Here is a 24,743-nt window from a genome sequence, read left to right on the forward strand (position 1 = left end):
GGATCAATGACCGACAGGGGCCAGGCCCGCATAAATCGGGAATGCAATACCACCGCGCCCCGGCGACCACGACTTTCCCCGAACTGTTCGAGCTGTTCGTTCAGGCGATCCTTCCCCAGGATATGGCGGATGCGGCCTACCTGCGGCTTCAGGCTCTGGGCCGCTATGCCAGCGCCAAATCCGGCGAGGACGTCCTTGCCGATGGCGATGAAGACCAGATCGTCTTCGTTGCGGTAGGGGCGACCAAGCTGGTGGCGCATGCCTCGGGCGACCGCGAGCAGGTTCTCGGCTTTTACTTCGCGGGCGATCTCGTCTCGGTTCCGGCCCGAGGCGCGCATTCCTACACCTTGTGTGCATTGCAGGATTGCGAACTGATCGCCTTTCCCGCAGCCGAGTTCTTCGAACTCGCTCGCAGCGAGGCCGGCCTGTTGAACGAAGTGCTCGTCCGCGTCCTCGATTCGCTTAGCCGCAGCCGCGAGAAGTCGATCACGCTGGGGCGCAAGACCGCCCAGGAAAGAGTGGCGAGCTTCCTCGTCACCATGGCCGCGCGGATCGGGACCCCGCTGGAGGGCGGCTGTCTGCTGCACCTGCCGATGTCGCGCCGCGACATGGCGGACAGCCTGGGACTGACGATTGAGACGATCAGCCGGCAGCTGACGGCGTTGCGCGAAGCAGGCCTGATCGAAACCTCGGGCCGTTCGGTCGTGCATCTCTGCGACAGCGCGACCCTGGAGGCACGCGCCGGACATCTTTGTGCAACCGCGTAATTATTTCGCCAATTTGAGCTGGATCAATGCGGCCAGCCGCGCTGCGCCATAGACGCGCCTCCATTGGACGGAGAAACTCATGCAAGCTGAAGCTGCGCTTGGCCGCGTAGGCCTGTGGTTCGGAGTATTGTTGCTGGCGATTGTCGCTGCGGCCACTGCGGTGGACAGCGGATTTGCGGCGCACGCCTGGATCGTCGGTACGGTCGCCTTCGTGCTCATGTGGATGAGCGCAGCGCGGTTCGACCCGGTGGGCAAGGCGCAGAGCTTCTTCCGCATGCCCGAAGGGCCGTCGCGTTACGATGACGATGTCATTCGCTGGGGCGTCCTGGCGACGACCTTCTGGGGTCTCGCCGGGCTTCTCGCGGGTCTGCTCATTGCCCTCCAGCTTGCTTTCCCCGAGCTCAATTTCCAGCCCTATTTCAATTTCGGCCGCTTGCGCCCGCTGCACACCTCGGCGGTGATCTTCGCATTCGGGGGCAACGCCCTGATCGCGACCAGCTTCTACGTCGTCCAGCGCACCTGCCGCGCGCAGCTTGCCTTCCCCAGTCTCGCGCGCTTCGTGTTCTGGGGTTACCAGATGTTTATCGTGCTGGCGGCTAGCGGCTATCTGCTCGGGATTACCCAGAGCAAGGAATACGCCGAGCCGGAATGGTATGTCGATATCTGGCTGACGATCGTCTGGGTCGCCTATGCGGCGGTGTTTATCGGTACGATCCTGAAGCGCAAAGAGCCGCATATCTACGTCGCCAACTGGTTCTACCTCGCCTTCATCATTACGATCGCGATGCTCCACATCGTCAACAATCTGGCGATGCCGGTCAGCCTGGTGGGGTCGCGCAGCTACAGCGCGTTCGCCGGGGTGCAGGACGCACTTACGCAGTGGTGGTACGGCCACAACGCGGTCGGGTTCTTCCTGACGGCGGGCTTCCTGGCGATGATGTATTACTTCGTCCCGAAGCAGGCCGAACGCCCGATCTATTCCTACCGGCTGTCGATCATCCACTTCTGGTCGCTGATCTTCCTCTATATCTGGGCGGGTCCGCACCACCTCCACTACACGGCGCTGCCCGACTGGGCGCAGACGCTGGGCATGGTCTTTTCGATCATGCTGTGGATGCCCAGCTGGGGCGGGATGATCAACGGGCTGATGACGCTCAACGGCGCGTGGGACAAGGTCCGCACCGATCCGATCATCCGCATGATGGTGATGGCGCTCGCCTTCTACGGCATCGCCACCTTCGAAGGCCCGATGCTGAGCATCAAGGCGGTCAACTCGCTGTCGCACTACACCGACTGGACTATCGGCCACGTCCATGCCGGCGCGCTCGGCTGGAACGGGATGATCACCTTCGCGGCGATCTATTATCTGGTTCCGCGGTTGTGGAAACGCGAGCGGATGTACTCGCTCCAGATGATCAACTGGCACTTCTGGCTCGCGACGGTGGGGATCGTTTTCTACGCTGCCAGCATGTGGGTGGCGGGGATCACCCAGGGCCTGATGTGGCGCGAATACGGCGCCGACGGCTATCTGGTGAACAGCTTCGCCGACACCGTCGAAGCGCTGTTCGAGATGTATGTCCTGCGCGCTTTCGGCGGGCTGCTCTATCTCACCGGTGCCCTCGTGATGACTTACAACATCTGGATGACTCTCGCCGGCAAGCTGCGTGAGGAGAAGCCGATGAGCGACGCTGCCTACGACGCGGAACAAGACCGCCCGATCGTCGCCACTGCGAATTGAAGGCCGACCAATGAACACTCCATCGAACCTGCCGGACGACAAGGATCTTGCGAACGAGCCGCCGGATGTCTCGGCCACCGTCAAGGTGCACAAGAAGCTCGAGCGCAACATCACCCTGCTGGCGGTCGGGACCTTCTTCGCGGTCGCCATCGGCGGTATCGTCGAGATCGCGCCGCTGTTCTGGATCGACAACACCATCGAGCAGGTCGAAGGGATGCGGCCCTATACCCCGCTCGAACAGGCTGGGCGCGACATCTACATTCGCGAGGGTTGCTACTCCTGTCATAGTCAGATGATCCGGCCTTTCCGCGACGAGGTCGAGCGTTATGGGCATTACTCGCTGGCGGCGGAGAGCATGTACGACCACCCGTTCCAGTGGGGCTCCAAGCGCACCGGGCCCGATCTGGCACGCGTGGGCGGACGCTATTCGGACGAATGGCATGTCCAGCATCTCGAGAACCCGCAGAGCGTGGTGCCCCAGAGCGTCATGCCGCAATACGGCTTTCTCCTCGAAACCGATCTTGCGATCCATGATCCCGCGGCGACGCTGGTGGCGCTGCGCCGCGTGGGCGTGCCCTATACCGACAGGGACATCGAACTCGCGCTCAACGACATTCTCGCGCAGGCGGACCCCGATGCCGACCCGGGCGATCTGGCCGAACGCTATCCCAAGACGCAGATCCGCGATTTCGACGGCAATCCCGACCGCCTGACCGAGATGGATGCGCTTGTCGCTTATCTCCAGATGCTCGGCACGCTGGTCGATTTCAGCAGCGCTGCAGCGCAGGAAGAGCTTGCCGGGGAGAAAGGCCGATGAGCTTCTACGAGCAATTGCGCCACTTCGCCGACAGCTACTTCCTCGTCGTCATGTTCGGGGTGTTCGTTACCCTGTGCGCCTGGCCTTTCCGGCCCGGTTCGCGCCGCCATGTCGATGCGGCGCGCCATTCCATCTTCGAGGACGATCACGATGGTGAATAAGCGGATCGACGAAGCGACCGGCACCGAGACAGTCGGCCACGAATGGGACGGGATCGAGGAACTCGACACGCCGATGCCGCGCTGGTGGCTGTGGATCTTCTACGCCACGATCGCCTGGAGTGTGGTCTATGTCGTCCTCTACCCGGCCTGGCCGCTGGTCGAAAAGGCCACTGGCGGCGTGCTCGGATGGAGCAGCCGCGGCCAGCTAGCGGAGGAGATGAGCGCCGCCGAGCTGGCGCAGGCCGGGGTCCGCGAACGGCTCTCGCGCATTCCGATCGAGCGCCTCCCCGACGACAGCGCCCTGATGGCGCAGGCGGTGGCGGGCGGCGCTGCGGCATTCAAGGTCAATTGCGTCCAGTGTCACGGCTCGGGTGCCGCGGGTAGCCAGACGCTGGGCTATCCCAACCTCAACGACGACGCCTGGCTTTGGGGCGGCGATCTGCGCGCCATCGAATACACCCTCGTTCACGGCATCCGTCAGGCCGGCCACGAACAGACGCGCACCAGCCTGATGCCGGCGTTCACCGGAGTGTTCGCGCCGGAGCAGATGGATGCGCTGGTCGATCATGTGCTGTCACTCAGCGGCAAGGCCGAATCCGGCCCGGTCGGCGCACAGATATTCGCCGACAATTGTGCGCTGTGTCACGGTCCGCAGGGCGGCGGCAGTCGCGAAATAGGCGCGCCGCGTTTGAACGATGCGATCTGGTTGCGCGGCGGCAGCCGTGAGGCGATCGCACGCCAGGTGGTCGATCCGAAGATGGGGATGATGCCTCGTTGGGGCGAGCGGCTCGACCCGGTAACCATCAAGATGCTGGCGGCCTATGTCCATTCGCTCGGGGGAGGGGAAGACTTCCTGGAGGTCGCCGAGAACCCGGCGGTACAAGTCGATGAAACACCGTGACGGCAAGAATGTTCTGAAGGAGGACGGGGTCGCCAAGTCCGGCGATCCCGTTTCCAGCGCTGTCGCCGAGCCGGAGGCGGGCGGCGAGCGCCATGAGCCGCACGAGCCGCCGCGCGAACACCTGCCAAGCAAGCTGTTCGAGAAGAGCAAGCAGGTCCATAACAAGCGGATCGACGGGCGCTTTCGCCGCTTCAAATGGGCGATGATGCTCGTCACGCTGGCGATCTATTACGTTACGCCCTGGATCCGCTGGGATCGCGGACCCTATGCGCCCGACCAGGCGGTGCTCATCGATCTCGCCAACCGCCGCTTCTATATGTTCGGCATCGAGATCTGGCCGCACGAGTTCTATTTCATCGCAGGGCTGTTGATCATGGCGGGCCTTGGCCTGTTCCTGGTGACCAGCGCGGTCGGCCGGGCATGGTGCGGCTACGCCTGTCCTCAGACCGTCTGGACCGATCTGTTCCAGCATGTCGATCGTCTGGTCGATGGCGATCGCAATGCCCGCATTAGGCTCGACGCCGCGCCCTGGGGGCCAAAGAAGGCCGCCAAACGCGGGTTCAAATGGTCGCTCTATCTGGCGATCAGCTTCGTCACCGGCGGCGCATGGATCCTGTATTTCGCCGACGCGCCGACGCTGTTCGGGAACTTCTTCGGCGGCGAAGCGCCCCCGGTCGCCTACATCACCGTGGCCATCTTGACCTTCACCACCTTCGCGCTGGGCGGCTTCATGCGCGAGCAGGTGTGCATCTACATGTGCCCCTGGCCGCGCATCCAGACCGCGATGCTCGACGAGAAATCGCTGGTGGTCACCTACAAGGACTGGCGCGGCGAACCGCGCGGAAGCGTCAAGAAGGCGCAGAAGGACCCCGAGCATTTCGGCGACTGCATCGATTGCAACCTGTGTGTGGCGGTTTGCCCGACCGGCATCGATATCCGCGAGGGGCCGCAGATCGGCTGCATCACCTGCGCGCTGTGCATCGACGCCTGTGACAAGGTGATGGCCGATATCGGTCGCCCGCGCGGACTCATCGATTACGCCACGCTCGACGATTGCGAGCGCGAGGCCAGGGGCGAGGAGCCGCGTCCGATCTGGAAGACGCTGCTGCGACCGCGCACCATCGCGTACTTCCTGATCTGGGGATCGATCGGGCTGGCGCTGCTGTTCGCGCTCGGGGTGCGCAGCCACACCGAACTCACGGCCTCGCCCGATCGCAATCCGCCCTTCATGCTGATGAGCGACGGCTCGGTGCGCAATTCCTACACGCTCCGGCTGCGCAATATGGAAAGCCGCCCGCGCGACATGGAGATCGCGGTCGAGGGGCTGCCCGGCGCATTGATGTGGTCCGACACGATCCGCCGAGACGATGCCGCCGCGAGCCAGACCGTCACCGTTGCCGCCGATCAGATCGAGACGGTGCGCGCCTATGTCATGGTTCCGGAGGGGACCCCGGCGCAGGACTTCGTCTTCCGGGTGACTTCGCTGGACGAGCAGCGCGAGACCGATACCGCCGAAACGCGCTTCTCGGCGCCGGGAGACGAATGATGAAGCGCGAGTTCACCGGTCGCCACATGACTGCAGTCCTGGTGGGCGGGTTCGGGATCGTGGTCGCGGTCAATCTGTACATGGCGAGCCTGGCGACCGCGGGTTTCGGCGGCGTGGTGGTGAAGAACTCCTATGTTGCCAGCCAGAAGTTCAACACCTGGCTGGAAGCGGCGCGCGAACAGGAGTCGCTTGGATGGTCCGCCAGCGTCGAACGCGGCGCCGATGGACGCTTGCTTGTCTTGACCCAAGGGGTGCCGGCCGGAGCGACGGTCTCGGCCGAACTGCGCCGTCCTTTGGGGGATGCGGAGACGACCGGTCTGGATTTCGAAGCGGCGGGCGAGGGGGTATTCGTTTCCACAGATCCGCTGGCTGAAGGCCGCTGGATCGTGCGGGTCGCGATCGAGAATGCCGACCGGCAATGGGTCGACGAAAGCCGGGTCGAATGAACGCGCCAGCGATCCTTGCCGTCCCCGAAGAAACCGGGTTCACCGACACGCGCTTCACCGTCCCGGGGATGCGCTGCGCCGGGTGTATCGCCAAGATCGAGCGCGGCCTCGCCGAGGTCGAGGGCATCGAGGCGGCGCGAGTCAATTTTTCGGCCAAGCGGGTCGCGGTCCGCCACTCCCGATCGCTCGACGAGCAGGCACTGCTGGGCGCACTGCGCCAGCTGGGCTTCGAGGCGCAGACTGCCGCGGACAACCCGCTGGCGCAGGACGACCGCGAGACCAAGATCCTGCTCCGCGCTCTCGCCGTGGCCGGGTTCGGCATGATGAACATCATGCTGCTTTCGGTCAGCATCTGGTCCGGTCTGGGCGGGGTGACGCGCGAACTGTTCCACTGGCTGTCCGCGCTGATCGCCCTGCCGGTCGTGGCCTATGCCGGCCGCCCGTTCTTCGCTTCGGCCCTCATGGCGCTGCGCTATGGGCGCACCAATATGGACGTGCCGATCTCGATCGGCGTAATCTTGGCGACCGGCCTCAGTCTCTACGAGACGGTGGCGGGTGGGGAACACGCCTATTTCGACGGCGCGGTGATGCTGCTGTTCTTTCTGCTCGTAGGGCGCGCGCTCGATGCGACCATGCGCAACCGGACCCGGGCGGGAATCGGCGCACTGCTTGGCCGGATGGGGCGCAGCGCGGGAGTGATCCAGCCTGGCGGCACCATCGTCCGGATCGAAGCGGACCGGCTCGAACCCGGGATGGTCATGCTAGTCGCTGCCGGCGAGGCACTGGCGGCGGACGGCATCATCGAACAGGGTCGCGGCACGATCGACAATGCGATGCTGACCGGGGAAAGCGTTCCCGAACAGGCCGGGGCAGGCGACACGATCTTCGCCGGTGCGATCAATCTGCTCGACCCGATCCATGTGCGAGTGACCGCCGTGGCAGACGACACCGTCCTTGCCGGCATTGCCCGGCTGATGGACGAGGCGGGCCAATCGCGCAGCCGTTATGTCCGCATCGCGGACCGCGCCTCGCGCCTGTATGCCCCTGCGGTGCATTCGCTCGCCGCGCTGTCGTTCGTCGGCTGGATGATAGCGGGGGCGGGCTGGCACCAGTCGCTGGTGGTCGCGATCGCGGTTCTGATCATCACCTGCCCTTGCGCCATGGGGCTGGCGGTTCCCGCTGCGCAGGTGGTGGCCTCGGGCGCGTTGATCCACAAGGGGCTGCTGGTGAAGGACGGCAGCGCGCTGGAGCGCCTGGCCGAGGTCGACACCGCTCTGTTCGACAAGACCGGGACCCTGACGCTGGGAGAGCTGCGCGCCGATGTCGCTGGCCTCGACGAGGAAGCGAAGAGCATCGCGCTGGCGCTGGCGCAGCAGAGCCGTCATCCGCTCAGCATCGGTCTCGCCAGATCTCTAACCGCCTTGCGGGTTTCGCCGGCGGAACTGTCGGACGTCCGGGAGATCGGCGGCGAAGGCCTCACCGGGCGCTGGGGCGAGATCCGCGTTGCGCTGGAGCGCCCCGCCGCGGCAACCGCGCGGACCAGCGTGGCCCTGCGTGTCGGACAAGCCGGTTGGACTATCGGCTTCGAGGACCAATTGCGTCCCGACGTCAAAACCACCTTGTATGCGCTCCAGGCGCTTGGCCTGCACCCGGCCATCGTCTCGGGAGACGACCCGGTCGCGGTTGCAGAGGTCGCAGGCGAGCTCGGCATCGAGGGCAGCGGATCGATGACGCCGGCGGAGAAGCTGGCCCTGCTCGAGGACCTCAAGCGGGCAGGGCATCGCCCGCTCATGGTCGGCGACGGGCTCAACGACGGACCGGCGCTTGCCGCCGCGCATGCCTCGATCGCGCCGGGCAGCGCCAGCGACGCCAGCCGGCAGGCGGCAGACGCGGTCTTTATCGGCGAGACCCTCATGCCGGTTGCGCTGGCGGTGCAGGTCGCGCGGCGGACGATGGCGATCGTGCGGCAGAATTTCGGTTTTGCCATCGGCTACAATATTCTCGCCGTACCTTTGGCGGTTTCCGGTCTGGTCACCCCGCTGATCGCGGCCGTCGCCATGTCGCTCAGCTCGCTGGTCGTGGTCGGCAATTCGCTGCGGCTTGCAAGCGCCGCAAATGCGCCGCCCGCGTGAACGTTCTCGTGTTCTTGATCCCGATCGCCCTGGGCATGGGCGGCGCAGGCCTGGCGTTCTTTTTCTGGGCAATGCGAAATGGCCAGTTCGAGGATCTCGATGGCGCCGCAAACCGCGTGTTGATCGACGAGGAAGAGGAGCCGGATTAAGCCTGGTTTGATCCAGCGCAATGACCCGGCAGCCTCCTTGCGCTCAGCAGGGGGCATGTGGCCCTATCATCCAGACCTGCTCGCAACGCCCGTCCCGCGCTATACCAGCTTCCCGACTGCGGCGGAATTCGGTGACATCGATCCCGCTGCCTATCGTACGGCGTTGGAGAGCGTGGATGGGGATGTGTCGCTCTACGTCCATATCCCGTTCTGCGAGAAGATCTGTTTCTACTGCGGCTGCCACACCGGCGCGGTAGGCCGCAGGAGCAGGCTGGAATCCTATCTCGCCGCGCTGCACAGCGAGATCGAAACCGTGGCAGCGCTCTTGCCTGCGGGCACCCGGATCGGACGTGTCGCTTTCGGCGGGGGCAGCCCGAATGCGATCGCGCCGGGGGATTTCACCCGGCTGGTCGAAGCCCTGACGCTTCGCTTCGCTATCTCCGACCCGGTCATGTCCATCGAACTCGATCCGCGAACCATGAGCCCGGAATGGGCCGATACGATCGCCGCGAGCGGGATCGAGCGCGCGAGCCTGGGAGTGCAGACCTTCGCGCCGCATTGCCAGGCGGCGATCGGCCGGATTCAGTCGGAGGATCTGATCCTGCGAACTACCGATTGGTTGAGAGCCGCCGGGGTGACCTCGCTCAATTTCGACCTGATGTATGGATTGCCCGGCCAAACCCGCGAGGATCTGCTCGACAGTCTGCAGCGCACGCGGGTGCTGGGCGCCGACCGTATCGCTCTGTTCGGCTATGCCCACGTGCCCCATATCGTGCCGCGCCAGCGGGTCATCGATGCTAGCGACATGCCGGGCCAGGCGGAGCGGTTCGCAATGGCCAAGCTGGGTTTTTCTTTCCTGTGTACGCATGGATATACCCCGGTGGGCTTCGACCATTTCGCGCGGCCGGGCGGCGATCCGCTGGCCGAAGCCGCGCTGGGGGGAACCCTGCACCGCAATTTCCAGGGCTTTACCGACGACGATGCGCCCAATGTGATCGGACTGGGCGCTTCGGCGATCAGTTCCTTCCCCACTCTTCTGGCGCAGAATGAAAAGAACAGCGGCCGCTACCGGATGATGGCGTCGCAAGGCCGCCTTGCCGCCGTTCGGGGGATCGCCCGGACGAACGATGATCGCAGGCGCGCCAGGATCATCGAGAGCCTGCTGTGCTCGGGTGTAGCGGCTGTTCCTCAGCCGCTTCTGTCACAAGTCGGCGATAGCCTGGAGCCCTTTCTCGAGCGGAATCTGGCTTCGCTGAGCGGCGACCATGTCGCAATCACCGGCGAAGGTCTGCCATATCCGAGGACCATTGCGGCCTTGTTTGATCCCTATCGTGGAGTGTCGAAGCGCCGGTTCAGTTCTGCGGTCTGAGCACCAGCACTGCCGACGAAGCCCTTCCGGCCGGGTGTGCTTGAAACCGGGCCGAAGCGGGGCCCCGCCTGTTCGGTCGACCGCCATAGTGCTGCGCCGGGTGTAATTCGTGGCAGACAAAGAAAAACCCCGCAAATCCAGCGATTTGCGGGGTTTTCGAATGGTGGGCGTAGAGAGAGTTGAACTCCCGGCCCCTGCGATGTCAACACAGTGCTCTACCACTGAGCTATACGCCCACTATATCGAGTATATCATGACCCGCTGAGGATCATGCGACAGGCGCGCGCTTTAGCGAGAGGTCCCTGTGCGCGCAAGAGGTCATTCGCGCGATTTCCGGGCCTGTTCCCAAAATCGTGCCTAGAGGATCGCCGAGATCCGGTCTTCGAGCACGCGCTCGACCTCGAGCACCAGATCCTTGAGGTGAAAGGGCTTGGACAGCACCTTGGCGTTTGGCTGTTCGCGGCTGGCCTTGAGCGTCACCGCGGCGAAGCCGGTGATGAACATAACCTTCGTGTCCGCGCTGATCTCGTTGCAGCGCTGCGCCAGCTCGATCCCGTCCATTTCGGGCATGACGATATCGGACAGCAGCAGATCGTAATGCTTCGAATGGAGCAGGGGCAGGGCCGCGGTTCCGCGATCGACCGCGTCGACTGCGAAGCCGGCCTGCTCCAGCGCGCGCACCAGATAGGACCGCATGGCATCGTCGTCTTCGGCGAGAAGGATTTGGGCACGATGAAAATCTGTCATGGCGCATCCCATAGGCCATTCTCCTTAAGAAAGCCTTGGAAGATCCGGACCTGTCCACGGCTGGAACAAGCCGATCGGAGGGAATGGTTTTGACTTGCGCGCCTGTTCCGTTCAGCACTCGGGCATGGCGTCTTCGAGGACCATCGCTTGGCCGACATCCGGCACACATGAGGGCGGTTGCATACCCGGGACGCAGGACCCCGCTTTCACCCTGCATATTCCCGAGCGGCTGACGCTGCCGATCGTGATCGCCGCGCCGCATGGCGGACGCCATTACCCTCCCGGGATCGACGCCGCCATGCGCGAAGCCGAATGGTCGCAGCTGCGGCTCGAGGACCGGCTGGTCGACCGGCTGGCGCGGGAGGTGGCCGCAGCCAGCGGAGCGGCGCTGCTGGTGGCGCATGCGCCGCGGGCGCTGCTCGACCTCAACCGCGCCCCCGACGATATCGACTGGTCGATGGTGCAGGGCGCACCCCGCACGAACCGCGGCGCCAGCGCTTCCAATCGCCGCTCGCGCAGCGGGCTTGGGCTGGTTCCACGGCGTCTTCCGGGACTGGGCGAGATTTGGCGTGAAGCGCTCACGCCCGCAGCGCTGACCGAGCGGATCGACAGCATCCACCGGCCCTATCACGGGGCATTGGGCGGCGCGCTCGAACAGGTTCGCGAGCAATGGGGTGCGGTCCTGCTGCTCGATCTGCATTCCATGCCGCCGCTGAAACCGCGGAGCGGACAGGACCGTGCGGCCGAATTCGTCATCGGCGATCGCTTCGGCGCGTCCTGCGACGACCTGCTGTCCGCCACCGCGTTGCGGCATCTTTCGGCGGCGGAGCGGCGGGTGGCGCACAACCGGCCCTATGCCGGCGGCTATGTTCTCGAACGCCACGGCGCGCCGCGCCGCGGGATCCATGCGCTCCAGCTGGAGGTGTGCCGCACCGCCTATCTCGACGCAGGTTTGCGCGATGCCGGGCCGCGGTTCCCGGGGATGGTGCGGCTGCTGTCGGGGCTGGTGCGGGCGCTGGCCACCGAGACCGCCGCGCTGGGCGCCGACGGCAGGATGCGCCACGCGGCAGAGTAGAAGCTGCGTCCCAAAAAAACCACCTCGCGCGAGATGCACGAGGTGGCCAAGGTTCAGGGAGGAGGTGCATTTTCATGCACCCAGCCGGGCAAGCCATGAGGGGGGATGCCGCCCGGCACGGCCAAGATGGAATTGCCGTCGGCCGGTTTCAAGTGGTCGGCAGGAAAGCGGATAAGCGGGGGCGCCCGGTCGGCGCACGCCCGCCTCATCCTGTCGCATCCACTCCCTCTCCCGGCCCGGAGAGGCCGGGCCGCGAGAGGGAGATTTCTCGGCTTAGTTGACGCTTTGCGGAGCAGGCGCGGCCGCGGCGACCGGAGCCGTCCCCTGCTGCACCTGGCGCGAGAAGATCGTGCGCATCAGGTCGAGCGAGAAAATATGGGCGTGGATCAGCAGCATCAGCCCGTTCTGGTTCCAGGTGCGAAGCTGATCGCCGCGGACCTCGAGCAGCTTCTCCTGATTGACCATCTGAAAGCCGCGATAGATGTAGGGCTTGTCCGGATTGTCTTGCTGCTGGATCGAGATTTCGCCGTCCATCAGTAGATCGTGCTTCTTGAGCTCGTCGATGAAGGCCTTGGTGCGCTGGCCCGACTGTTCGAACTGCTCGCAGAATTCGAGGATGCGCTTGGTGTTGTCCGAAGCCTGGCCTTCGTCATTGAACAGCGCCTCGCCTTCCTCGAACTCGCCGATGGCTTCACTGGTCGGGTCGAAGCAGAGCGAGAGCTCGTCCTTATCCTGCTGCAGCTTCGCCAGCATGAAGGGATAGCGGCGGATATAGGCCGGCAGATAGACGGGTTCGTTGATCTTGCCCTTGTCGTCGATGAAGGTGTTGACGCCCTCGTTCATGCCCATCAGCGCGAGCGGCAGCGGATTGTCGCCCGAGGAAAAGACGATCGGATAATTGCGCTGCGCCTGGACGAATTCGTCCACCGTCAGCGGGATTGCGTGCGCCTTTTTCATGAAGTCCGCGCTGTCGAGCGACCGCGTGCGCCATTTCTGGTGATCGCGGCTGTTGAGCGGCATGAGGTCGTTGTAGAACAGGGGCAGGCTGGGCTGCGGCGCGCTGGCCATGGAGCGTCTCCGGATCGAGCTGGAATGTCGTTTGCACATCCGGGCCGGGCCCGGAACGCGCGTGGAAAAGCGCGCTTTAGGCGTTGCCGTTCGCGCGTGCAACCCGGACCAGCTTGCCCGGATTGAGGATGCCGTCCGGATCGAGCGCCTGCTTCACCGCGCGCATCATCGCCAAGGACACCGGATCGCCGAGCCGCTCCAACTCGTCCAGTTTGACCTGCCCGATCCCGTGCTCGGCGCTGATCGAACCGCCCCATCGGGTGACTAGATCGTGGACGAAGCGGCTGATCGCCTTGCCCTGCTCGCGCTCCCATTCGCCGCGCACCGCGCCAGGCGGCGCCAGGACATGGAAATGCACATTGCCGTCGCCAAGATGGCCGAAGGCGATGGCGCTTGTGCCGGGAAAACGGGTTTCGACCTCGGGGATGGCAGCCTCGACGAAATCGGCCATGCGCGCCACGGGCACCGCAATATCGTGCTGCATTGCCGGCCCGATCGAGCGCTCTGCCGGCGCAATCGAATCGCGCAGCAGCCAGAACGCCTCCGCCTGCGTCTCATTGGCGGCGATTGTGGCGTCTTCGATCAATCGGCGATCGAGGGCCTTGGCGAGCAGGCTTTCCGCCAGCGGCTGAAGCCGGTCCTCCTGGCCCACCTCAGCGACCAGTTCGATCAGCGCATGCCAGGCATGTTCGCCCTGCAATGGCGCGCGTGCGTCGGGAAGATGGTCGAGCACCGCGGCAAGCGAATGCGCCGGGATCACCTCGAACCCCTCGAGCTGGTCTCCCGCTTCGGCTTGCGTCTGAAGCAGGAGCTGTCTCGCCTGCGCGATCGTGCCGAGGCCGGCCCAGATCACGAGCCGACCGCCGCTCTCCGGCAGCAGGCGCAAATTGGCCGCGGTGACGATGCCCAGCGTGCCCTCCGACCCGATCAGCATCTGCTTGAGGTCGAAGCCGCGATTGTCCTTCTTGAGCGGCGTAAGCGAATCGAAGATGCTGCCATCCGCGAGCACCGCTTCCAGCCCGAGCACCTGCGCGCGCATCGTGCCGTGGCGCAGCACCTGCGTCCCGCCGGCGTTGGTCGACACCAGCCCCCCGATCGTGGCCGAGCCCTTGCCGCCCAGCGTGAGCGGGAAGCGCAGCCGGGCCGCTTCCGCTGCCTCGTGCAGGTCCTGCAGGATGACGCCTGCCTCGCACACGATCTCTCTGGCTTCGCTGTCGAGCATGCGAACCGCATCCATCCGCCTCAGGCTGAGCAGCAAGGCGCTGCCGCTCGCATCGGGCGTCGCGCCGCCCGACATGCCGCTGTTGCCGCCCTGTGCCACGATCGGAACGCCGTGCCGGGCACACAATTTCACCAGCGCGCTCACTTCGGGCGTGGTGCGCGGCGAGGCGAGGCCGAGAGCGGTACCCGTGTAGCGACCGCGCCAGTCGGTCAGCCAAGGCTCGAGCAGATCGGGATCGCAGGTGAAGCCGCGCTGGCCCAGCAATTCGGCGGCAGCGGCAAGAAACGGTCGATTCGCGTCGGGTTCGGGAGCCATGGGGGCCCCATGCCACATCCGCAGCTTTGTCCGCCACCATTTGACCCGGCCCTTGTCATAACCCGCTGGGGGATTAAGCCGCTATTCAAGCAGGGGAGGCCACCAGCGGATTTCATCGACCGCGCGCCGCAACCGTGGCCGTCAGGGAGCATCGTCCGATTTCGCAATGAATTCGCTTGCCGCCATCCTCGCGTCCTTCGGGCTGCTGTTTCCCGTTGCGAGCGCTCCCTTTCATCCGGACGCGCTGGAAGATGCGGATCGGCGATTGACCGAGCAGGCGGCTCTGGAGGAACTCCCCGAGGGGCGGGCGGAGCTTCTGCCCGCCGCCTATCTCCCCTTTCTGCTGCCGCAACGGACCCCGGTCCTCGAACAGGTCCGGATTCAGCAGCGGGTGATCATCCGGATCGCCCCGCGACCCGGCCCCGTGCGCCAGAACCTGACGACCACGCTGCCGCCGCGCAGTTCGCAACCGCGCTATCTGGAGCGGACGATCGGCAATTGCCTGCCGGTACAGAGCATCGCCGGTGTCCACGCCGAAGGCAGCAACCGTTTGCTGCTGTTCCTGCGCGACCGGCGGCTGATTTCCGCCACGCTGGAAAAATCCTGCTCGGCGCGCGACTTCTACTCCGGCTTCTACATGGAGAACAACCGGGACGGACAGCTCTGCATCGATCGCGACCAGTTGCACGCGCGCAACGGGGCGAAATGCGAAGTGGCGCGGTTGCGGCAATTGGTCCGGATGGCTGAATAGTAACCATCGAGTGCCATTCCCGCGGGATTTCTTGACTTTCGCGAGGTTTCCGGCGATGGGCGCGGCGCTCGTGCTGCATTCGTGGCCGCAGCGTTGATACTCCTATCCATTATCGGACCACGCGAAACCGCATGACATTTGCCGACCTCGGCCTCTCCCCGACCCTGCTCCAAGCGGTGGAATCCGCGGGCTATACCGTACCCACCGACATTCAGGCGCAGGCGATTCCGCCGATCCTGATGATGAAGGACATTGTCGGTATTGCCCAGACGGGGACGGGCAAGACCGCCAGTTTCGTGCTGCCGATGATCGACATCATGGCCAGCGGCCGGCGCCGGGCGCTGATGCCGCGCTCGCTGATTCTTGCGCCGACGCGCGAACTCGCCGCGCAGGTCGCCGAGAATTTCGAGAAATACGGCAAGAACCACGACCTCAAGCTCGCGCTGCTGATCGGCGGCGTGCAGATGGGCGACCAGATCAAGGCGCTCAACGAGGGCGTCGACGTGCTGATCGCGACTCCGGGCCGGCTGATGGACCTGTTCGAGCGTGGCAAGATCCTGCTCAACGGCTGCGAACTGCTCGTCATCGACGAGGCCGACCGGATGCTCGACATGGGGTTCATTCCCGATATCGAGTTCATCTGCTCCAAGCTTCCCGAGCAGCGCCAGACCATGCTGTTCTCGGCGACCATGCCGCCGCCGATCGAGAAGCTCTCGAAGAAATTCATGAACAATCCCAAGCGGATCGAGGTCAGCCGAGCGGCGTCCACCAACAAGGACATCACCGCCTTCAAGATCCAGGTGTCGGCGCGCAAGAAGCGCGAGACGCTCGAATGGCTGCTGCGCAACGATCATGTCGAGACCGCGATCGTGTTCTCGAACCGCAAGACGACGGTGCGCGAGCTCAACAAGCACCTGCAGCGCGAGGGCTTTTCCAGCGGCGAGATCCATGGCGACATCGACCAGGCGACCCGGATCAAGGAACTCGACCGGTTCAAGTCGGGCGCCATCAACATTCTCGTCGCCAGCGATGTCGCCGCGCGCGGACTCGATGTGAAGGGCGTGAGCCACGTCTTCAACTACGACACCCCCTGGCATCCGGACGATTACGTCCACCGCATCGGCCGCACCGGCCGCGCGGGCGCCAAGGGCCGCGCCTTCACCTTCGTTTCGGATGAAGATGCCGAGGCGATCGACAATGTCGAGAAGCTGACCGGTCACAAGATCCCGGTGTTCGGCAAGGACGATGTCCGCGTCGAACTCAAGGGCGGCGCGTCCAAGCAGACGCCCAAGCAGACCGACGACAAGCCGGCGGCGGAAAAGCCTGCCGATGACCAGGTCGTCGACCGCAAGCTTGCCGACGACCCACCCGCCGACAAGAAGCCCCGCCGGGCGCGCAAGCCGCGCGGCGAAGCCGGTCGCAGCCGCGAGGAAGCGCCGCAGGATGCCGCTGTAGTCGAAGAAGCCACACCCGAACCCGAGCGGGTCGAAACCCGCGAGGACCGTCCGGCCAAGCCGGCGCGCCGCGAACGCGCGCCCAGGGCCGCGAAGCCGGATGCCGAACCCGCAGCGAAGCCCGCGCCGCGCGCGCGCCGCGACGAACCGGCCGGCGATGGCGAATGGAACGGTCCGCGTCCCGATTTCCTCGGCGTCGGATTTCGCTGAGCGCCCGTCGCCCAGCGACCGGTGCGCTGAGCGCTAGCGCGATTACTCGGCCAGCTTGACGAAGCTGTCGAGCACCCGCTTGGTGCCCGCCTTCTCGAATCCGATCTCGAGCTTGTTGCCGTCCTGCCCGGCGACCGTCCCGTAACCGAATTTGTCGTGAAACACGCGCGCGCCGATGGCGATGTCGCTGCGTGGTTTGGCGGCGAAGCTCGCGGCGCTGCGCTTGTTCTCCGCGATCCTGACCGGCTTGCTGTCGTAGCCAGTGGCGAGCGCCCGTTGCCAGCCGGGTCCGCGTGTCGTCGATTTGTCGGGCCGGGCGGTCGAGACATGCGCGAAGGGGTCGTCCTGCTCGCTCCAGTTCGCGCGCCACAGCGAGGCGCCGCCCGCGAGCGTGGTCTCCTGCTCGACATGCTCGGCCGGCAGCTCCTCGATGAAGCGGCTGGGGATCGAGCTGGTCCATTGCCCGTAGATCCGCCGGTTCGCGGCGTGGAGAATGGTGCAGCGGCGCTTGGCGCGGGTGATCGCGACATAGGCGAGGCGGCGTTCCTCCTCGAGGCTGGCCAGCCCGCCCTCGTCGAGCGAGCGCTGGCTGGGGAACACCCCTTCCTCCCAGCCGGGCAGGAAAACATGGTCGAACTCGAGCCCCTTTGCCGCGTGCATGGTCATGATGGTGACCTTCTCGCCCTGATCGCGCGCATCGTTCTCCATCACCAGGCTGACATGCTCGAGAAAATCGGTGAGCGTGTCGTAATCCTCCATGGCCCGGGCCAGCTCCGAGAGGTTCTCGAGCCGTCCGGCGCTTTCCGGGCCGCGATCCTTCTGCAGCATGTCCTCGTAGCCGCTTTCGGTCACGACCCGCCGCAGCAGGTTGGCAGGCGTTTCCTGCTCAGCGCTTTCGCGCCACAGCAGGAACTGCTGGAGCAGCGCCTTGAGCGTATTTCGCGCGCGGGCGGGAAGTTCGTCGCTGTCACACAGATCGATCGAGGCGGCCGCTAGCGGCATGCCCGTGCGTTTAGCGTGGCGCCGCATGGCGTCGAGCGTCTTGGCTCCGAGGCCACGCTTGGGCTGGTTATAGATGCGTTCGAAAGCGAGATCATCGGCAGGTTGCTCGATCACCCGCAGATAGGCGAGCGCATCGCGGATTTCGGCGCGTTCATAGAAGCGGAAGCCGCCGATGATGCGATAGCTCAGGCCGATCTGGATGAAGCGGTCCTCGAATTCGCGCGTCTGATATTGTGCACGGACCAGGATGGCGACCTCGTCGAGCGAGGCACCCTCGCGTTCGAGCCGTTCGATGTCCTCACCCAGCCGGCGCGCTTCCTCGGGTCCGTCCCAGACGCCGATCGCCTTGATCCTGTCGCCCGCGGGCAGGTCGGTCCACAGCGTCTTGCCCAGCCTTTGGCTGTTGGCATCGATCAGGCCCGAAGCGGCTGCGAGAATCTGCGGCGTGGAGCGGTAGTTCTGCTCGAGCTTGATCACCGCCGCGCCGGGGAAATCCTTCTCGAACTTGAGGATGTTGGCCACCTCGGCACCGCGCCACGAGTAAATCGACTGGTCGTCGTCGCCCACCACGCAGATGTTGCGGCGCTCCTGCGCGAGCAGCCGCAGCCACAGATACTGGACCTGGTTGGTGTCCTGGTATTCGTCGACCAGAATGTATTTAAAGCGCTGCTGATACTGCTCGAGCACATCGCGGTGCCGCCGCAATATGTTGAGCATGTGCAGCAGCAGATCGCCGAAATCGCAGGCGTTGAGCGCTTTCAACCGCTCCTGGTAGAGCGTGTAGAATTCCTGCCCGCGACCATTGGCATAGGCCTCGTTCTCGACCGCATCGAGATCGCCGGGGTTGAGCCCGCGGTTCTTCCAGCGGTCGAGCAGGCTGGCGAGCTGGCGCGGCGGCCAGCGCTTCTCGTCGAGCTCGGCCTCGCGGATCAGCTGCTTGAGCAGGCGCAGCTGATCATCGGTGTCGATGATGGTGTAATTGCTCTGCAGCCCCACCAGCTCGGCATGGCGGCGCAGCATCTTGGCGCCGATCGAGTGGAAGGTGCCCAACCAGGGCATGCCTTCGACCGCATCGCCGATGTGCCGTCCGACCCGTTCGCGCATCTCGCGCGCGGCCTTGTTGGTGAAGGTTACGCAGAGGATCTCGCTCGGCCAGGCACGCCGCGTCGCGATCAGATGCGCCAACCGTGCAGTGAGTGCGGCGGTCTTGCCGGTCCCAGCGCCCGCCAGCATCAGCACCGGGCCTTCGGTGGTCAGCACCGCATCCTTCTGCGGACCGTTGAGGTTTTTCGCATAGGGGGGCAGCGCGCCCGGACTGGCGGGCGGGGGAGAGTTTTCGAGCGAAGTCATGATCATGCGAACAGTTAGGGAACGGCGGCAGGCTAGGCAAGAGCAACGGAACCCACGCGGCAATGCTGCGTAGAGAAGGGGACGGCAATTTTAATCGGAGACGAAACATGCGTAATCTCATCCTCGCCGGTGCCGCAGCGCTGGCATTCTCAGCAGCTCCCGCTTTGGCGCAGACTACGACACAGGACATGGATGCCGGAGCATACAATATGACTCCCGCCCAGCAACAGATGTTCATGAACTGGGAAGACGACCAGCGAATCGCCTACACGCGCTGGCCCATCCAAGTTCAGGAATACTACTGGACCTTGACCGATGACCAGGTGCGCGGCTGGTGGGTACTAAACGATGAGCAGCGTATGCGCATCGCCGGTATGCAGCCGCAGCAGCGTGCCGCGGCCTGGACGTCGATCATGAACCAGATGAGCGGTGCGACGCCGATGCCTGCGACGCAGAGCGCCACCGCCGGCACCGCTCCGGCCTCGCGTGCAGCGAACACGATGGCGGGGAATATTCAGTTCCGAAGCACTGCGGTCGTTCAAAACACTCCCGGCGATCAGGGGCCTCCCACCGGCGAAGTCCCGATCTGCTCGCCGAACGAGCAGGACAATTGCATCAACGCCTGGGAAGCCGGAAGGCGAGGCCCTGGGGTCACCAAGCCGTTGGGCTATTGGCCGGGTGAAACCGACGATCAGATGTAACGCATTCAAAGGTTTATTAGAGGGCGGTGCCGCAAAAGCGCCGCCCTTTTCTTTTGCTTCGCTGCAGCGCATTCCGAAATGGCGAACAGGAGGAGGATGATCATGCTGACCGGAGGATGCCACTGCGGAGCGATCCGTTACGAGATTTCCGGTGCGCCGCTTAATCATGCGCTGTGTCATTGCGTCGATTGCCGCCGCGCCTCGGGCGCGCCGATGGTGGGTTGGGCGATGATGACGCAGGAACAGCTGGCGGTGTCGGGCGAGCCCTCTACCTATGCCTCATCGGAGCATGCCCGCCGCCACTTCTGCATCCAGTGCGGAACGGGACTGTTCTACACCAATGACGCAATGCTGCCCGGGCTGGTCGATGTGCAGAGCGCCACGCTCGACGAGCCGGACGAACTGCCTGCGCAAGCGCATATTCAGACCGCAGAGCGGCTGGGATGGATGGTGCAAGCGCACCGTCTGCCCGAATTCGAGCTCTATCCGCCGCAGGAATGAGCTAGCAGGCGAGCCGCAGGAAGGTCAGCTTGGCCTTGCCGACGCGGCGTTCCGCCTCGATGTCGAGTTGCTTGATCGATACGATTTCGTTCACGCCGGTTTCGAGGACGATCCAGCTCGAGGCGTCGAACCAGCCGTAGCGCATCATCCGGTCGAGCGCGACCTGGCCAGCTCCGGTGCCATAGGGCGGATCGAGCAGGATCAGGTCGTGCGGCGAACGCGCGGCGCCCAGCGCCATGACCGAACCGGCCTGAACGCTCGTGCGGTCGCGCGCATCGAAAGCGGCGATATTGGCGCGAATCGCCTTGAGCGCCTCGGGCTCCTGCTCGACGAAGAGGCAATGCGCGGCGCCGCGCGACAGCGCTTCCATTCCCAGCGCGCCCGATCCCGCAAAGAGATCGGCGACCGAGAGCCCCTCGAAACTGCCGAGCCGGCTGGTGAGCATGTTGAACAGCGTCTCGCGCGTGCGGTCGGCGGTCGGGCGCGTGGCCTCGCCCCTGGGCGACACAAGTTTGCGTCCGCGCCAGTCGCCCGCGACGATTCTCACGATTTCGGCCTCATGCCTGCGGCTTCGCTTTCTTGGGCTTGGGCAGGGTGCCTATGAAGCGTTCGACATCCGCGTGGCGGATCTGGACCGCCTGGCCGCGCGGCAGATCGGCGAGGTCGAAGGGGCCGTAGCCGGTGCGCAGCAGCCGGCTGACCTCGAGCCCGAGATGTTCGAGCACATTGCGCACTTCGCGGTTCTTGCCCTCGGTCAGCGTCAGCACGATCCAGCGGTTGCGACCCGAGCCGCGCTCGAGATCGGCCTCGATACTGCCGTAGCGCATCCCGTCGATCTCGACTCCGTGCGACAGATCGTCGAGCTGGGCCTGGGTGATGTCGCCGAAAGCGCGCGCGCGGTAGGTGCGCGGGATGCCCGACGACGGCAGTTCCATCGCCCGCTTGAGCTCGCCGTCATTGGTGAGCAGCAGCAGGCCTTCGGTGGTGAAATCGAGCCGCCCCACCGGCATCAGCCGCGGCGTGCCCTTGGGCAGCGCGTTGCGCAGAGCGTCGTAGATCGTCGGCCGTCCGGCGGGGTCGCGCTCGGCGGTGATGAGGCCCGAGGGCTTGTGAAAGGCATAGAGCCTGGCTTCCTCGGCCCTGCCGACGGGCTTGCCGTCGACGGTGACCCCGCGCAGGTTGAGCAGCTTGATCGCGGGGGTGTCGAGCACCTTGCCCTCGATCGCGACCCGGCCATCGGCGATCATGCGTTCGATCTCGCGTCGGCTGGCCACGCCGGCGCGTGCGAGCAGCTTGGCGATCCGGTCGCCGGCTTCGGGTAGTCTTTCGGCCATCTGCGCGCCGCTACGCGGTCACTCGGCGGCGCGCAAGGCTTCCGCCACGGTCTCGTGATAGCGGGCGATCCCGCCTTCGAGCGATCCCAGCATCAATTCGGGCACCGCGCCGGTCGCCAGCCCCTGCTGCCCGAGCTCGGCGGCGCGGAAATCCTCGCTCGCGAAGACCCCGCCGTCGAGCAGCGCCCAGCTGCGCTCCCAATGGTCGCGCGCCTTGTCGGTGGCGGGCTCTTCGGGAATGAGCATGAAGTCTTCGACCAGCGTGAGGTCGTGCGCCTGCGGCATCATGACCATCACGTTGAGATAGTCCGGGCTGGGGATGATCAAGGCACCGGGGACCAGCTGATAGGCGAAGGTGACGACGCGGCGCAGCGCGGCCATATCGGTGAGATCGACGCTCGCCATGTCCTCCAGCCGTCCGACCGCCGAACGGTGGTGCGGCCCGATCAGATCGCCCGACGTCACCCCGTCCTTGAAGAACGGCCCGATGGTTTTCGCATGGAGCCGGGTGACGTGATAGCTTTCGAGGAAGGCATCCATGATCAGCTTCCAGTTGGCCTTGACCGTGTGGGTCTTGCGCCGGAACAGTACGTGATCGGCGGTGCCGAATGCGTCCATGTCCGCGCCGATGTTGCGAACGTGGCCGAAATCCGCGCCCTTGGCCGGAGCGAACCAGATCAGCCCGCCGCTCTCGCAGCTGGGCAGTTCGACCAGGCCGTGCGCGTCCTTGTCGATAGCGGCAAAGGTATCGGGACGGGGGAGGGCGAGCAGGCGACCGTCCACGGAATATGTCCAGGCATGATAGGGGCACACCAGCTTCTTGGTGCAGCGCACCTCGTCTCCCTCGACCAGCCTGGTGCCGCGATGGCGGCAGACATTGAGGAAGACATGCACCTCTGCGTTCGCATCGCGGGTGATCAGCAGCGGGCGCCCGGTGGCGTCGTGCGGCAGTGCCATGCCAGGATCGGGCAACAGCGCGCTGGGGCACAGGATCTGCGGCATCCGGTCGTAAAGCGCCGCCTTCTCGCGGGCGAAATGCGCCGGATCGGTGTAGACGCTCGCGGGCACCCGCGTTACCGGCTGCTCGGGTGCCCTGCCGCCGTCGGCGACCTCGCGCGCCAGCGCGAGCTGCCCGTCGGTTGGGCGGTGATGGGGGGCCAGCGTGCTGGGAACGCCCATGTGTCCTGTTCCTTTTCCTGCAATCCACCTAGTGTCGCAAAAAATTCCAATAACCGAAAGGGTCCAGACGAATGGCATCAGTTGCCGAGACGGTGAAGCCTTCGAGCTGGAGTGTCCTGAAACTCGCGCTGAGGAACCGCAAGACGGGCTATATGGCGCTGTTCGGCTTCGCCAGCGGCCTGCCCTTCGCGCTGTTTCTCGGCACGCTCTACGCCTGGCTGAGCGAGGCGGAGGTCGATCTCGAGACGATGGGTGTCTTCTCGCTGATCGGGCTGGCCTACGCCTTCCAGTTCCTGTGGTCGCCGCTGGTCGACCGGCTCGACATTCCCGGCCTGCGCCGCCTCGGCAAGCGCAAACAGTGGATCGCGCCGATGCAATTGCTGCTCGGGATCATCCTCGTCACCTTGTCGCTGCTCGATCCCAAGAGCCAGCTGGGCTGGTTCAGCCTGCTCGCCGGGATCGGTGCCTTCGCCAGCGCGACGCAGGACATCGTCATCAACGCCTGGCGCATCGACATCGCCGATGACGAGGCGACGATCGATATCCTTTCCACGGTCACCCAGATGGGCTTTCGTCTCGCCGCGCTGGTGGGCGGGGCGCTGGGGCTGATCATCGCCGAACGGATCGGCTGGCCGCAGACCTATGTCGTGATGGGCGTGATCATGCTGGGTATCGGCATCGCCGGGCTGTTCGCGCCCGACGCCGATGTCGACAAGGCCGCGGCAACCACGATGAACGAGGAAAAGACCGCCGAACTCTACGAGGTCGGCGAGATCGAGCCGCGGGTGCGCAACTGGGCGCTGCTGGCGGTTGGCCTGCTGTGGGGCTGGGCGATCGTTACGGTGCTGATCTTCATGGTGCGTTCGCTCACCGCGCTGCCGGAAGATCGCCCCGATCCGACGCTCTTCACCGCAACCTACGGCCCGCTGATCATCGCCGCGACGATCATCGTCCCTGCCTTCATCGCTGCCTGGCTGTTCAAGCTCAACCGTGATGGCAAGCATGTCATCAAGGAGGGACGCACCGCTCTGAAATCGGACGGCCTGATCCTCGACCAGCTCTACCGCGCGCTGCTGCTGCCGCTGGTCGAATTCGTCGGCCGCATGGGCTGGTCGTTGGTGCTCGTCTTCGCGCTGGTGCTGACCTACCGGATCACCGACGCGATCTGGGGCACTTTCGCCTATCCCTTCTATCTCGGCGAGCTGGGATACACGCTCGACGAGGTCGCGGTGGCGTCAAAATTCTTCGGCGTCGGCGCGATTCTGCTGGGCCTCGCGCTGGGCGGCTGGATGATCACTGCATTCGGGCGGATGTTCACGCTGACGCTGGGCGCGTTTCTCGCGGCGGCCACCAACCTACTCTATGCCGATCTGGCGCTGGGCGGGGCGAACATGCAGGCCGTCAGCGATTTCACCGGCTTCACCTGGGCGGTGATGCAGTTCCCCGGCGGGAGCGAGCGGCTGGCGCGGCTGATGATCACCATCGGGGGCGAGAACCTGGCGATCGGCATCGCGGGCGCGGCCTATATCGCCTGGCTGTCGTCGATCGTCGCCAAGGGCTATTCGGCGGTGCAATATGCGCTGCTGGCCTCGCTCACGCTGCTGGTCGGCACGCTGGGGCGCGGTGCGCTCGGCCAGATGATCGAGGAGCGCGGCTATTACGACGTCTTTATCTTCACCATGCTGATCGGCATGGTGGCGGTGGTGCTGTGCATCCTCGAATGGATGCGCGAGCACCGGGCCGGGCGCAAATCCGGGGTCGTCGCTCCCGATCCCGCGCCGAGGGTGGCGAGGAGCCAGTAAACCGAA

The 24,743-nt window shown here is 65.1% G+C and carries 23 protein-coding genes and 1 tRNA gene; 16 read left to right on the top strand and 8 right to left on the bottom strand.

Annotated features, from left to right (window positions below; translation table 11 throughout):
- Nucleotides 1-41: 41 nt before the first annotated feature.
- From ACQ5J0_RS11135 to ACQ5J0_RS11180, 10 genes are all read left to right on the top strand, one after another.
- Entirely contained in the window at nucleotides 42-767 is a 726-nt protein-coding gene (locus ACQ5J0_RS11135) for a Crp/Fnr family transcriptional regulator (RefSeq protein WP_462567553.1), read from the top strand.
- Between the two features lie 79 nt (nucleotides 768-846).
- Nucleotides 847-2,505, top strand: coding sequence for a cytochrome-c oxidase, cbb3-type subunit I (gene ccoN / locus ACQ5J0_RS11140; protein WP_462567554.1), 1,659 nt, complete (start codon nucleotides 847-849; stop codon nucleotides 2,503-2,505).
- Between the two features lie 10 nt (nucleotides 2,506-2,515).
- Nucleotides 2,516-3,322, top strand: coding sequence for a cytochrome-c oxidase, cbb3-type subunit II (gene ccoO / locus ACQ5J0_RS11145; RefSeq protein WP_462567555.1), 807 nt, complete (start codon nucleotides 2,516-2,518; stop codon nucleotides 3,320-3,322).
- On the top strand, nucleotides 3,319-3,483 hold the full coding sequence (locus ACQ5J0_RS11150) for a cbb3-type cytochrome c oxidase subunit 3 (protein WP_462567556.1): 165 nt from the start codon (nucleotides 3,319-3,321) through the stop codon (nucleotides 3,481-3,483). The genes ccoO and ACQ5J0_RS11150 overlap by 4 nt, the downstream gene beginning before the upstream one ends.
- Nucleotides 3,473-4,384, top strand: coding sequence for a cytochrome-c oxidase, cbb3-type subunit III (ccoP, locus tag ACQ5J0_RS11155; protein ID WP_462567557.1), 912 nt, complete (start codon nucleotides 3,473-3,475; stop codon nucleotides 4,382-4,384). Before ACQ5J0_RS11150 ends, ccoP begins: the two co-directional genes overlap by 11 nt.
- A complete protein-coding gene (gene ccoG / locus ACQ5J0_RS11160) occupies nucleotides 4,371-5,930 on the top strand; it encodes a cytochrome c oxidase accessory protein CcoG (protein WP_462567558.1) in 1,560 nt (519 codons plus the stop codon). Before ccoP ends, ccoG begins: the two co-directional genes overlap by 14 nt.
- Nucleotides 5,930-6,376, top strand: a complete 447-nt coding sequence (locus tag ACQ5J0_RS11165) for a FixH family protein (protein WP_462567559.1) — start codon at nucleotides 5,930-5,932, stop codon at nucleotides 6,374-6,376. The genes ccoG and ACQ5J0_RS11165 overlap by 1 nt, the downstream gene beginning before the upstream one ends.
- A complete protein-coding gene (locus tag ACQ5J0_RS11170) occupies nucleotides 6,373-8,508 on the top strand; it encodes a heavy metal translocating P-type ATPase (protein WP_462567560.1) in 2,136 nt (711 codons plus the stop codon). The genes ACQ5J0_RS11165 and ACQ5J0_RS11170 overlap by 4 nt, the downstream gene beginning before the upstream one ends.
- A complete protein-coding gene (gene ccoS / locus ACQ5J0_RS11175; RefSeq protein WP_462567561.1) occupies nucleotides 8,505-8,657 on the top strand; it encodes a cbb3-type cytochrome oxidase assembly protein CcoS in 153 nt (50 codons plus the stop codon). The genes ACQ5J0_RS11170 and ccoS overlap by 4 nt, the downstream gene beginning before the upstream one ends.
- A 55-nt stretch (nucleotides 8,658-8,712) precedes the next feature.
- Nucleotides 8,713-10,026, top strand: coding sequence for a radical SAM protein (locus ACQ5J0_RS11180; protein WP_462567562.1), 1,314 nt, complete (start codon nucleotides 8,713-8,715; stop codon nucleotides 10,024-10,026).
- A 161-nt stretch (nucleotides 10,027-10,187) separates the two neighbouring features.
- On the opposite strand, the gene ACQ5J0_RS11185 is transcribed toward ACQ5J0_RS11180, so the two are convergent.
- Nucleotides 10,188-10,262 (bottom strand) — tRNA-Val (locus ACQ5J0_RS11185).
- Between the two features lie 121 nt (nucleotides 10,263-10,383).
- Nucleotides 10,384-10,773 (bottom strand): cell cycle two-component system response regulator CpdR, encoded by a 390-nt coding sequence (gene cpdR, locus ACQ5J0_RS11190; RefSeq protein ID WP_462567563.1) that lies wholly within the window; start codon nucleotides 10,771-10,773, stop codon nucleotides 10,384-10,386.
- Nucleotides 10,774-10,897: 124 nt separating this feature from the next.
- Between cpdR and ACQ5J0_RS11195 the strand changes: the two genes are divergently transcribed.
- The gene (locus ACQ5J0_RS11195; RefSeq protein ID WP_462567564.1) at nucleotides 10,898-11,848 is read left to right on the top strand and encodes an N-formylglutamate amidohydrolase; all 951 of its coding nucleotides are present in this window, start codon (nucleotides 10,898-10,900) and stop codon (nucleotides 11,846-11,848) included.
- A 273-nt stretch (nucleotides 11,849-12,121) separates the two neighbouring features.
- On the opposite strand, the gene ACQ5J0_RS11200 is transcribed toward ACQ5J0_RS11195, so the two are convergent.
- Both ACQ5J0_RS11200 and ACQ5J0_RS11205 read right to left on the bottom strand, forming a co-directional pair.
- Nucleotides 12,122-12,916 (bottom strand): SapC family protein, encoded by a 795-nt coding sequence (locus ACQ5J0_RS11200; protein WP_462567565.1) that lies wholly within the window; start codon nucleotides 12,914-12,916, stop codon nucleotides 12,122-12,124.
- Nucleotides 12,917-12,992: 76 nt separating this feature from the next.
- The gene (locus ACQ5J0_RS11205) at nucleotides 12,993-14,453 is read right to left on the bottom strand and encodes an FAD-binding oxidoreductase (RefSeq protein WP_462567567.1); all 1,461 of its coding nucleotides are present in this window, start codon (nucleotides 14,451-14,453) and stop codon (nucleotides 12,993-12,995) included.
- Nucleotides 14,454-14,619: 166 nt separating this feature from the next.
- Between ACQ5J0_RS11205 and ACQ5J0_RS11210 the strand changes: the two genes are divergently transcribed.
- Nucleotides 14,620-15,204, top strand: coding sequence for a hypothetical protein (locus ACQ5J0_RS11210; RefSeq protein ID WP_462567568.1), 585 nt, complete (start codon nucleotides 14,620-14,622; stop codon nucleotides 15,202-15,204).
- Between the two features lie 131 nt (nucleotides 15,205-15,335).
- Nucleotides 15,336-16,868: a DEAD/DEAH box helicase gene (locus tag ACQ5J0_RS11215; RefSeq protein WP_462567569.1), complete on the top strand. Its 1,533-nt coding sequence runs from the start codon at nucleotides 15,336-15,338 to the stop codon at nucleotides 16,866-16,868.
- Between the two features lie 42 nt (nucleotides 16,869-16,910).
- Here the strand turns inward: ACQ5J0_RS11215 and ACQ5J0_RS11220 are convergent, their stop codons facing one another.
- Entirely contained in the window at nucleotides 16,911-19,220 is a 2,310-nt protein-coding gene (locus ACQ5J0_RS11220; RefSeq protein WP_462570099.1) for an ATP-dependent helicase, read from the bottom strand.
- 107 nt (nucleotides 19,221-19,327) lie between these two features.
- On the opposite strand from ACQ5J0_RS11220, the gene ACQ5J0_RS11225 reads away from it, so the two are divergent.
- A complete protein-coding gene (locus tag ACQ5J0_RS11225) occupies nucleotides 19,328-19,921 on the top strand; it encodes a hypothetical protein (RefSeq protein WP_462567571.1) in 594 nt (197 codons plus the stop codon).
- Nucleotides 19,922-20,023: 102 nt separating this feature from the next.
- The gene (locus ACQ5J0_RS11230) at nucleotides 20,024-20,422 is read left to right on the top strand and encodes a GFA family protein (protein WP_462567573.1); all 399 of its coding nucleotides are present in this window, start codon (nucleotides 20,024-20,026) and stop codon (nucleotides 20,420-20,422) included.
- Nucleotide 20,423: 1 nt separating this feature from the next.
- Here ACQ5J0_RS11230 and rsmD read toward each other — a convergent pair whose 3' ends face one another.
- The 3 genes from rsmD to ACQ5J0_RS11245 are packed head-to-tail and all read right to left on the bottom strand — an operon-like array spanning nucleotide 20,424 to nucleotide 22,935.
- A complete protein-coding gene (gene rsmD, locus ACQ5J0_RS11235; RefSeq protein ID WP_462567574.1) occupies nucleotides 20,424-20,969 on the bottom strand; it encodes a 16S rRNA (guanine(966)-N(2))-methyltransferase RsmD in 546 nt (181 codons plus the stop codon).
- Nucleotides 20,970-20,979: 10 nt separating this feature from the next.
- Nucleotides 20,980-21,756, bottom strand: coding sequence for a pseudouridine synthase (locus ACQ5J0_RS11240; RefSeq protein ID WP_462567575.1), 777 nt, complete (start codon nucleotides 21,754-21,756; stop codon nucleotides 20,980-20,982).
- 18 nt (nucleotides 21,757-21,774) lie between these two features.
- On the bottom strand, nucleotides 21,775-22,935 hold the full coding sequence (locus ACQ5J0_RS11245; protein ID WP_462567576.1) for an aromatic ring-hydroxylating oxygenase subunit alpha: 1,161 nt from the start codon (nucleotides 22,933-22,935) through the stop codon (nucleotides 21,775-21,777).
- 71 nt (nucleotides 22,936-23,006) lie between these two features.
- Here ACQ5J0_RS11245 and ACQ5J0_RS11250 point away from each other — a divergent pair, with 71 nt between their 5' ends.
- Nucleotides 23,007-24,737 (top strand): AmpG family muropeptide MFS transporter, encoded by a 1,731-nt coding sequence (locus ACQ5J0_RS11250; protein ID WP_462567578.1) that lies wholly within the window; start codon nucleotides 23,007-23,009, stop codon nucleotides 24,735-24,737.
- The last annotated feature ends 6 nt before the right edge of the window (nucleotides 24,738-24,743 follow it).

This window comes from Qipengyuania sp. SM2512 (assembly GCF_054954005.1).